Source organism: Dyella sp., from assembly GCF_035508675.1.
Classification (GTDB): Bacteria; Pseudomonadota; Gammaproteobacteria; order Xanthomonadales; family Rhodanobacteraceae; genus Dyella_B.
The window spans coordinates 1-10,196 of sequence record NZ_DATJMN010000020.1 but is presented as its reverse complement, the minus strand read 5'-3'; the positions used below and the strand labels follow the sequence as shown (position 1 = coordinate 10,196).

The following is a 10,196-nucleotide window of genomic DNA, read 5'->3' as shown; positions in this document are numbered from 1 at the left end:
GAAAAGCCTGGTCGAGCAAGGATTGCGCATGGTTTTGAAAAGTAGGGATGCGTCGCCGCCACGCAAGCGGATCGAGCCCGTGGTTTTCCACGGCAAACTTGGTTTTACACCCGAATTCGAGGGGAAGGACTGGGGTGCTTTCAAAGAGGAGGCGCGCCGTCGGTGATTGCCGTCGATACGAACATCCTGGCTTATGCACATCGGCCGGACTACAGGGATGAACACTCATCTGCGTGTGACGCCATGACAGACCTGATGGCAGGTACGCGTACCTGGACGGTGCCGTGGCCCTGCGTGCATGAATTTCTTGCCTTGGTAACCAATCCGCGCGCTTTTCGCGAGCCTACACCCATCAATATGGCATTCGCCGCGGTACAGGCATGGTTCGAATCGCCGCGCTTCGTACGCATGGGAGAGTCAGCCGCTCATTTGCAGACGCTTGAGCGCATTGCACGACACGGCAAGGTAAAGGGGGGCATGTATCACGACGCACGCATAGCCGCCATTTGCCTGGACAATGGCGTGACTGAGTTTTGGACTGCCGATCGTGACTTTTCGCGTTTTCCAGAGCTGTATATCCGTAATCCACTGGTGGCCTGAAGCATGAGCGAGACCGATCTAATTGGCACGGCTGTGCCCGACGAAAACAAGCTGATCGCCGAGCGCCGCGAAAAGCTCAAGGCATTGCGCGAGCAGGGCATCGCCTTCCCCAACGACTTCAAGGTCGACAGTTTCGCCGGCGATCTGCAGGCCGAGTTCGAGGACAAGGAGCAGTACACCGCCGAGGCGATCGAAGCGCTGGCGCGCAAGGTCAAGGTGGCCGGCCGCATCGTGCTCAAGCGCGTGCAGGGCAAGGTCAGCTTCGTGCAGATGCAGGATTTCACCGGCCGCATCCAGTTGTTCATCCACCAGGGCACGGTGGGTGAAGCCACCTACGACGCATTCAAAAGTTGGGACGTGGGCGACGTGGTCGGCGCCGAAGGCCAGCTGATGCGCACCAAGACCGGCGAGCTGTCGGTGAAGGTGCAAACGCTGCGCATGCTCACCAAGAGCCTGCGCCCGCTGCCGGACAAGTGGCACGGCCTGGCCGACGTGGAGCAGCGTTATCGCCAGCGTTACGTCGACCTGATCGTTACCGAGGAAGCGCGCCGCGCCTTCATGCTGCGCTCGAAGGTGATCGGCTACATCCGCACCTGGCTGGAAGCCGAGCCGTACCGCTTCATGGAAGTGGAAACGCCGATGATGCACATCATTCCCGGCGGCGCCACGGCGCGTCCCTTCATCACGCATCACAACGCGCTGGATATCGATCTTTATCTGCGCGTAGCGCCGGAGCTGTACTTGAAGCGCCTGGTGGTGGGCGGTTTCGATCGCGTCTACGAGATCAACCGCAACTTCCGCAACGAGGGCGTGTCCACGCGGCATAACCCCGAATTCACCATGCTGGAGCTGTACCAGGCCTACGCCACCTATCACGAGATCATGGACCTCACCGAGGCGATGATCCGCGACACGGCGAAGAACGTGCTCGGCACCACGCAACTGGCCTGGGAAGGCGCCGAGATCGACGTCGGCCCCGCCTTCCGCCGCTGGCGCATGGAAGACGCCGTGCTGGAACTCAACCCGCAGATCAAGCGCGAAGAACTGCGCAACCGCGACGCCATGGCCGCGCACGCCGCGCGCCTGGGCGTGCACGTAAAGCCCGGCTACGGCTGGGGCAAGCTGCTGCTGGAGATCTTCGAGAAGACGGTGGAGCCCACCCTGGTGCAACCCACCTTCATCATCGACCACCCGGTGGAAGTCTCGCCGCTGGCGCGCGAGAACGACGTCGACAAGGGCATCACCGACCGCTTCGAGCTGTTCATCAACGGCAAGGAAATCGCCAATGGCTTTTCCGAGTTGAACGACCCGGAAGACCAGGCCGCGCGCTTCCAGGCCCAGGTGGATGCGAAGGATTCGGGCGACGACGAAGCCATGCACTTCGACGCCGACTACATCCGCGCGCTGGAAGTGGGGCTGCCGCCAACAGGCGGCCTAGGCGTGGGTATCGATCGCCTGGTGATGCTGTTGACCAACTCGTCGTCGATTCGCGACGTGCTGTTGTTCCCGTACATGCGCCCAGAAGCGTAAATCTCCGTCTTTACCCCCTCTCCCTCTCAGGGGAGAGGGCTGGGGTGAGGGGCGAATCCAACGCGTAAGCTCCTTTCGGTGACGTAGGCTGGGATGCAATCCCAGCATCGCCATGCACATCGAAGCTGGGATTGCATCCCCGCCTAGGATCAGAACTCCAACTCCTGCGCCGCACACAAGTAATCGATCATCGGCGCCAGCCGCTTGTAACCGGCCACCATAAACGGCAACAACTCCGCCGAGCACGCCAGCGCTTCGTCGAACTGCTCGCCCGCCGCGAAATCCTTGCGCTTCAAATCCTCGATCAATTCATGCCCGGGATCGAACCCGCGCGGCGGCCGCGTCAGCGACTCGCCCCAGAACCCAAAGTGCTCGCGGAACGCCTTGCTCTGCGTCGCTCGCTTCCACGCCGCCGGGTTGTCCGCCAGAAACGCCCGGATACGCTTCAACGCATCCGCTTCCGGATGCCACATGCCACCGCCGATAAAGCAATCGCCGGGCTGGATATGCAGATAAAACGACGGCGCCGGAATCTCATGTCGCCGCTCATGGAAAAAGCGCGCGCTCGCCCACGGCTTATACGGCTCCTTGTCGTTCGAGAACCGCGTATCGCGATAGATGCGAAACAGCGAGCCGCCCATCTTGCGCGGATCGGCGCGGAAGTGCGTGCTGATTTTCGTCAGCGGCGCTTGCATGTCGGCGATCAGCTCCAGGAAGGGATCGCGCACGTCGCGCTCGTATTCGGCTTTGTGTTTCTGGAACCACTCGCGGTTGTTGTTGCGGGCCAGGCTTTTGAGGAAGCGGAATGTCGCGGGCGAAAAGTAGGCGCGTGGCATGGCGATTCGATGCTCAGGTTGGGATGGTAAGGGCTATGTCGTCTCCAATCTGCAAAGCCGTCATTCCGGCGAAGGCCGGAACCCATCGCCAATCCGAAGCATGGATTCCGGCCTTCGCCGGAATGACTACCCGCGCTGAAACGACACCGACGCGAATTTTGGTTTTAAAGGTCAGCACTCCGGCTTACGCCAAAGCAACGCCCGCTTCAATAGCAAGCTGCTCACCCCACATCTGCAACTGATCCAGCAGCGGCAGCTTGTTCCGCCCCAGCGGATCATCCCGCAACAGCGCCAGCTTGGCGAAGTAGTCGGGCAGGGTGAGCGTGGTAAGCGGCGTAGGGCGCATCAACCGGTCAACACGGAAACGCTCCCAACGCGCGCGCTCCTCGGGCGTCAACGTATCGGGCCAGTTGCGTGCACGATAGCGGAACAGCAAATCCGGATAGCGCGCGTCGCGAAAATCGAAACGGCGCTGGCCCAATTGTTCGGGCGGCGTGGCGCGCACTTCGCGCAGCAGGCGTTTGTCCGAATCCGGCAAAAAGCCGCCGTACAGTGCCAGTTCCGGATCTTCCGGTGGCGGCAGTTCGGCGCTGCGCTGGAAAATGCGGTGCAGCTTGTCCGTCAGGTTCGCCGCGGCGCGCAAGCTATCCGCATGCGCCAGGCAACGATCCACGTCCAGCTGCAACCGCGCAAGATCCACACCCTTCAACACCGACAGCGGCGCCAGCGCCGGCGAGCGGTTCGCATGCACGGTACGCAACGCAATGCGCTCCACGCCCTCGGGCAGGTCAGCGCGCGCGGTAAACATGCGATCGACAATGTCACCCACCTCCAGCGTCAGCAGATCACGCGGATCCTGCGCAAGGTCATACACGATGATTTCACCCGGCCGGGCCGGATGCACCGCCAGCGGCACGATGATGGCCACGCAGCCGCGGCTGGCCGGATAGCGCGAAGACACATGCACCAGCGGCGTCATCGCGGTGAGATCAAACAGCTCGAACACGCGCTGCTTGCGGCGCAGACCGAAATGCCAGTCCCACAGCCGCGGCTGGCGCACGCGGATCAAGCGCGCCAGATCGATCAGCGCATACACGTCGGAGAGCGCGTCGTGGGCGCGTTCCTGCCGCAGGTGATTGGCCGCCGCCAAATGCTCCAGCTTGAAGCTGGGCGTGCCATCCTCATGCGTGGGCCACACGATGCCCTCCGGCCGCAAGGCGGCGCACATGCGCACCAGGTCGATCAGGTCCCAGCGCGAATTGCCGTTTTCCCACTCGCGCCCATACGGCTCGAAAAAATTGCGGTACAACAACTGGCGCGTGAACTCATCATCGAAGCGCAACGAGTTGTAGCCCACGCCGCAGGTACCCGGCGCGGCCAGCTGCTCATGCACGCGCGCGGCGAAGTCCGCCTCGATCAAGCCATCGCGTTCGGCCTGCTGCGGCGTGATGCCGGTGATCAGGCAGGATTCCGGGCTGGGCGGCATATCCCGCGGCGGCTTGCCGAAGAACATCACCGGCTCATCGATGATTTCCAGCTCCAGGTTGGTGCGGATGCCGGCGAACTGGATCGGGCGGTCCCGGCGCGTATCGGTGCCGAAGGTTTCGTAGTCGTGCCAGAAGAGCGTGTGCATGGGCGGATTTTACGGGAATCGTCACGCGTTATTGCCGTAAATCGGGAATCGTCAATCGTCCATCGTGAAGAGCGGACTTCCATCGGTTTGATGGGATTCCCGCGCCCCGGCATTTGGCGCGCTATCGGCCCCCGGCTAAACTCACCCGACAGGAGGGCGCATGAGCCAAGCGAACGAAGACAACCTCATCTGGATCGACCTGGAAATGACCGGTCTGGATACCGATAACGATTCGATCCTCGAGATCGCCACCATCGTCACCGACAAGGATCTGCTCGTTCTAGCCGAAGGCCCTGTCTTCGCGATCCACCACCAGGGGGAGCGGCTGGAGGCGATGGACACCTGGAACCGCAACCAGCATCGCCGGTCCGGCCTATGGGAGCAGGTACTGGCTTCCAATGCCACGCACGCCGACGCGGAAAAGGCCACGCTGGAATTCCTCAAGCCATGGGTGCTACAGGGCAGGTCGCCGATGTGCGGCAATTCGATCTGCCAGGATCGCCGTTTCCTGCATCGGCAGATGCCGCAGCTGGAGCGCTTCTTCCATTACCGCAATCTCGACGTGTCCACGCTGAAGGAACTGGCGCGGCGCTGGGCACCGTCCATCGGCCGCGGGTTCTCCAAGGAGTCGGCGCACACGGCGCTGTCGGATATCCGCGATTCCATCGATGAGCTGCGCTACTACCGCCAATTCATGGGTGGGCTGGGCGGCGCGGAGCAAAACGCGTGAGCACCGACCTGTTCGCCACCGTGCTCGATTGCAACGGCCGCGCATTGAGCCTGGATCGTCCGCGCGTGGTGGGCATCATCAACGTAACGCCCGATTCGTTTTCCGACGGCGGCCAGTTTTCCAGCGTGGCCGCAGCGGTGGAACACGGCCTGCTGCTGGCGCAAGAGGGCGCGGACATGCTCGACGTCGGCGGCGAATCCACCCGCCCCGGCGCGGCGGATGTCTCCGTGGAAGACGAACTGCAGCGGGTCATTCCGGTGATCGAACAACTGGTGGCGCGCACCTCGCTGCCGATCGCCGTCGACACCTCCAAGCCCGAAGTGATGCGTGCCGCGGTGGCGGCCGGCGCCGGCATGATCAACGACGTCTACGCCCTGCGCCGCGAAGGCGCGCTGGATGCCGCCGCCGAACTGCGCGTGCCGGTCTGCCTGATGCACATGCAAGGCGAGCCGCGCAGCATGCAGGAGAGCCCTCATTACGACGACGTGGTCGGCGAAGTGCACCGCTTTCTCACCGACCGCCTGTTCGCCTGCGAAATGGCCGGCATCGATCGGCGCAAGGTGATGGTCGACCCCGGTTTTGGTTTCGGCAAAACGCTGGAACACAACCTCGCACTGCTGCGTAAACTGCAGCGCTTTGCCGAGCTGGGCAGCGGTGTTTACGTGGGGCTGTCGCGCAAATCGATGATCGGCACGCTGACCGGCCGCCAGGCACCGGCCGACCGCGCTGCCGGCTCGGTCGCGGCGGCGTTGATTGCCGTGCAGCGCGGCGCACGCATGGTACGCGTACACGACGTGGCGCCCACCGTGGATGCGCTCAAGGTATGGCACGCCGTGCAAGCCGGCGACACGCCCGAGCGGCACGACAAGCCCAAGATGCCAAGCTGGCCGGACGACGATTGATAGGGCCATGGGCTGGCATGAAATCCCAGCAACAGGGGCGCCGTGCTAACCCCGCACGCACCTGATTTGACGTCCCATCCCAACAACACCGTCACCCCGGCAAACGCCGGGGCCCAGTGACTTTGACGCCCGAAAGGCGCAGGACCCCGTCCTTCGCCGGGGTGACGAGCAAAAAAGCACAGCGGCTGAGACTCAACGCTTATCAGGCGCGCTGAGGGCATGAGGAACAGCCAACCCCCCGGGTGTAGCATTCACGCCCTGGCGACGTACCTGTCCCTATTTCCTTGTTCCCGTTTCTGCAGACAGAGCCTTCATGAACCAACGCAAATATTTCGGTACCGACGGCATCCGCGGCCGCGTAGGCGAGTGGCCCATCAGCGCGGATTTCATGCTGCGGCTGGGCCGGGCGCTCGGCGTGGTGCTGGCGCGGGAGAAGAAATCCTCGCGCCGCACGCTGGTACTGATCGGCAAGGACACCCGCGCTTCCGGCTACATGTTCGAATCCGCCCTGGAAGCCGGCCTCACCGCCGCGGGTGCGGACGTTCGCCTGTTCGGCCCCATGCCCACGCCGGCCGTGGCGTATCTCACCCGCAGCCTGCGCGCCGATGCCGGTATCGTGATCAGCGCCTCGCACAACCCGCATTACGACAACGGCATCAAGTTTTTCTCCACGCAAGGCGAAAAGCTTTCCGACGAGATCGAGGCGGCGATCGAGCTGGAAACCGACGCGCCGTTTACCACCGTAGATTCGGAACATCTCGGCAAAGTGGTTCGCGTCACCGACGCCATCACGCGCTATGCCGAATTCTGCAAAGCCACCGTGCCGGAAGATTTCAGCCTGGCCGGCATGAAGATCGTGCTCGACTGCGCGCACGGTGCCACCTACCAGGTTGCACCCAAGGTATTCAGCGAACTGGGCGCGCAGGTCCACACGATCGGCGACAAGCCCGATGGCTTCAACATCAACCGCGACGTCGGCGCCCTGCATCCGCAGGCATTGCAGCGCGCCGTGGTGGAGCAGGGCGCCGACATCGGCTTTGCGTTCGATGGCGATGGCGACCGCGTGCAAGTGGTGGATCGCCATGGCGTGCTGGGCGATGGCGACGACATGCTCTACGTGCTGGCGCACAGCTGGCAATCGCGCGGTTTGCTCAAGGGCCCGGTCGTCGGCACGCTGATGAGCAACTACGGCCTGCAACAGGCGCTGGCCGGCCTGGGCGTGGACCTGATCCGCGCCAACGTCGGCGACCGCTTCGTGCTGCAAAAACTGAAGGAGCACGGTGGCGTGCTCGGCGGCGAAACCTCCGGCCACCTGCTGTGCCTGGATCGCGCCACCACCGGTGATGGCATCGTTGCTGCACTGGCACTGCTCGAAGCGTTGAAGCTGTCCGGGCAGGATCTGAGCACCGCGCGCCAAGGCCTGAAAAAAATGCCGCAGGTGATGATCAACGTGCGTGCCGCCGGCGCGCGCGAAGCGCTCAACACCGACGCCGTGCGCCAGGCGCTGGCCGATACCGAACAGGCCCTGCTCGGCCGCGGCCGCGTCGTGCTGCGCGCCTCCGGCACCGAACCGCTGGTGCGCGTCACGGTGGAAGCGGCCGACGAGGCCGAAGTACGGCAAATGGCGCAACGCCTCGCGGACGTCGTAAAATCCGCCACCGAACGCTCGTGAACCAGTAGCGTTGCCGTTTCCCGGCAACGCTACAAACAGATGCCAGGTCGCCATGGAGTGGAGCCTGCCTGCGTTACTGCAGACATGCGCCGAAGGCCCGACGTGCACCGCCCCTGCGGTGGCGGCCACAAATAGACCGTATGCCTACCTGGATACCCTGCATGGATACATCTGCCCGTACACCCGCCAAGAAGGTTCCCACCCTCGACATCCGCCGCTTTGATACCGACCGCGCGGCCTTCGTCGCCGAGCTCGGCGCGGCCTACCGCGAATTCGGCTTCTGCTGCATCAGCGGCCACGGCATCGCGCCATCGCTGATCGACGGCGCCTACGATGCCTTCCAGCGTTTCTTCGCGCTGCCGGCCGACACCAAGATGAAGTACCACGTGCCCGGCTCCGGCGGCGCGCGCGGCTACACGCCGTTCAAGATCGAAACCGCCAAGGACAGCCGTTATCCGGACCTGAAAGAGTTCTGGCACATCGGCCGCGAGATCGATCGCCATTCGCGCTTCGCCGATCTCATGCCGCCGAACCTGTGGCCAGCTGAAGTGCCGGGTTTTCGCGAATACGGCTACGCGCTTTACCAGGCGCTGGATCTGCTCGGCAGCCGCGTGCTGCGCGCACTGGCCCTGCACATCGACCTGCCGGAAGATTATTTCGAAGACAAGATCGACCAGGGCAATTCCATCCTGCGCCCGATCCATTACCCGCCCATCACCGAGGAAAACATCCCCAACGTGCGCGCGGGCGCCCACGAAGACATCAACTTCATCACCCTGCTGGTCGGCGCCAGCGCCGAAGGCCTGGAAGTGCTCACCCGCGAAGGCCAGTGGCTAGCCATCACCACCGAAGGCGACGCCATCGTGGTGAACATCGGCGACATGCTGCAGCGCCTGAGCAACCACGTGTATCCCTCCACCACTCACCGGGTGGTGAACCCGCCGAACGCCAACGCACGCAAGCCGCGCTATTCCGTGCCGTACTTCCTGCATCCCAACCCGGACGTGGTGCTCGATCCGCTGCCGCAGTGCGTGACGCCGGACAATCCACGGCGTTACGACACCTCGATCAGTTCGCACGAATACCTCATGCAACGCTTGCGTGAGATCAAGCTGATCTGAGCCATTGGCATCCATGCAACAAGCCGCCCAGCTGCCGTAGGTTGCGCATCACGACAAACCGTTCCCTCCCCTGCGAAGCAGGGGAGGGCTAGGGTGGGGTGCGAGCGTAGCGAGTGGCGAGAAGCCCTTGCGTGCATAGAAACCCTAAGTTGGGGTTCGCATACGCTCGCCACCGACGCGCCAAGCAACGCACCGCAAAAGCCAATGCGTGTACGTCTCATTGCCCGCCCACCGCGCACAACCCGCTAAAGTTTCCGCGCTATCCGGGAGCCCGCCGCATGTCCGCCACCCATCGCCACCCTCACACCGAGCGCCACTTCGCCGCCTCCGACACCGTCCGCGACATCGTGCTGGGCATGGCCGACGGCCTCACCGTGCCGTTCGCCTTGGCGGCAGGACTCTCCGCCGCCAACGTCGCCAGCCGCGTGGTCGTGGTGGCAGGCGTCGCCGAAATCGCCGCTGGCGCCATCGCCATGGGACTGGGCGGCTACCTCGCCGCACGCGGCGAAGCCGACCACTACCACTCCGAACGCCGCCGCGAACTTCACGAAGTGCGTAATTTGCAGCGCGAAGAAGAGCGCGAGATCGTGGAAATCTTCAAAGGCTACGGCCTGAACCGCGCCGCCTGCGAGCCCATCCTGGAGCACTTCCGCAACGATCACGAAGCCTGGGTGGATTTCATGATGCGCTTCGAGCTCGGCCTGGAAACCCCGCAACCTGGCCGCGCCCTGCGCAGCGCAGTCACCATCGGCAGTGCCTACGTCGTAGGCGGCCTGGTTCCCCTGGTGCCCTACATGCTGATCGCGCAATTGAAACCGGCGCTGCAGTTATCCATCGTGTGCACCGGCCTTGCGTTGGCGATATTCGGCGCAGCCAAAAGCCGTTTCACCGGCGTAAGCGCATGGCGCAGTACGCTGCAAACCGTGCTGATCGGTGGCCTGGCATCGGCTACGGCTTTCCTGCTTGCGCGTTGGATCGGCGGCTAGATGCTGTTCGGGAAAATGCATCCTGCTCTAAACACAATGGCACTCACTTAAGGGCACTTCTATAAATTGCCCGCTACTCGTCCAGCAGCGTGACAAGTCGGTACAACTTGATACTCGCCACGATGCACTCCCTCCCCTGCGGCAGTAGGGGAGGGTTGGGGTGGGGTTGCTTGGGCTTTAGCGTAC

9 protein-coding genes are annotated in these 10,196 nt (G+C 63.4%); 7 read left to right on the top strand and 2 right to left on the bottom strand.

Translation table 11 applies throughout. From position 1 onward, the window contains the following. Positions 1 to 162 precede the first annotated feature (162 nt). Positions 163 to 600: a TA system VapC family ribonuclease toxin gene (locus VMA74_RS01295; RefSeq protein ID WP_325364038.1), complete on the top strand. Its 438-nt coding sequence runs from the start codon at positions 163 to 165 to the stop codon at positions 598 to 600. A gap of 3 nt (positions 601 to 603) precedes the next feature. Beyond that, on the top strand, positions 604 to 2,130 hold the full coding sequence (gene lysS / locus VMA74_RS01290) for a lysine--tRNA ligase (RefSeq protein ID WP_325364036.1): 1,527 nt from the start codon (positions 604 to 606) through the stop codon (positions 2,128 to 2,130). A gap of 149 nt (positions 2,131 to 2,279) precedes the next feature. Here the strand turns inward: lysS and VMA74_RS01285 are convergent, their stop codons facing one another. Beyond that, positions 2,280 to 2,966, bottom strand: a complete 687-nt coding sequence (locus VMA74_RS01285; RefSeq protein ID WP_325364034.1) for a DUF2461 domain-containing protein — start codon at positions 2,964 to 2,966, stop codon at positions 2,280 to 2,282. 184 nt (positions 2,967 to 3,150) lie between these two features. After that, positions 3,151 to 4,599 (bottom strand): exodeoxyribonuclease I, encoded by a 1,449-nt coding sequence (gene sbcB / locus VMA74_RS01280; protein WP_325364032.1) that lies wholly within the window; start codon positions 4,597 to 4,599, stop codon positions 3,151 to 3,153. A gap of 160 nt (positions 4,600 to 4,759) precedes the next feature. On the opposite strand from sbcB, the gene orn reads away from it, so the two are divergent. From orn to VMA74_RS01255, 5 genes are all read left to right on the top strand, one after another. Then, positions 4,760 to 5,329 carry an oligoribonuclease gene (gene orn, locus VMA74_RS01275; protein ID WP_325364030.1) on the top strand — a complete coding sequence of 190 codons (570 nt, stop codon included), beginning with the start codon at positions 4,760 to 4,762 and terminating at the stop codon, positions 5,327 to 5,329. Beyond that, positions 5,326 to 6,231, top strand: coding sequence for a dihydropteroate synthase (gene folP / locus VMA74_RS01270; protein ID WP_325364028.1), 906 nt, complete (start codon positions 5,326 to 5,328; stop codon positions 6,229 to 6,231). Before orn ends, folP begins: the two co-directional genes overlap by 4 nt. 313 nt (positions 6,232 to 6,544) lie before the next feature. Beyond that, the gene (gene glmM, locus VMA74_RS01265) at positions 6,545 to 7,903 is read left to right on the top strand and encodes a phosphoglucosamine mutase (protein WP_325364026.1); all 1,359 of its coding nucleotides are present in this window, start codon (positions 6,545 to 6,547) and stop codon (positions 7,901 to 7,903) included. A 161-nt stretch (positions 7,904 to 8,064) separates the two neighbouring features. After that, positions 8,065 to 9,024, top strand: a complete 960-nt coding sequence (locus tag VMA74_RS01260; RefSeq protein WP_325364025.1) for an isopenicillin N synthase family dioxygenase — start codon at positions 8,065 to 8,067, stop codon at positions 9,022 to 9,024. A 278-nt stretch (positions 9,025 to 9,302) separates the two neighbouring features. After that, entirely contained in the window at positions 9,303 to 10,010 is a 708-nt protein-coding gene (locus VMA74_RS01255) for a VIT1/CCC1 transporter family protein (RefSeq protein WP_325364023.1), read from the top strand. The last annotated feature ends 186 nt before the right edge of the window (positions 10,011 to 10,196 follow it).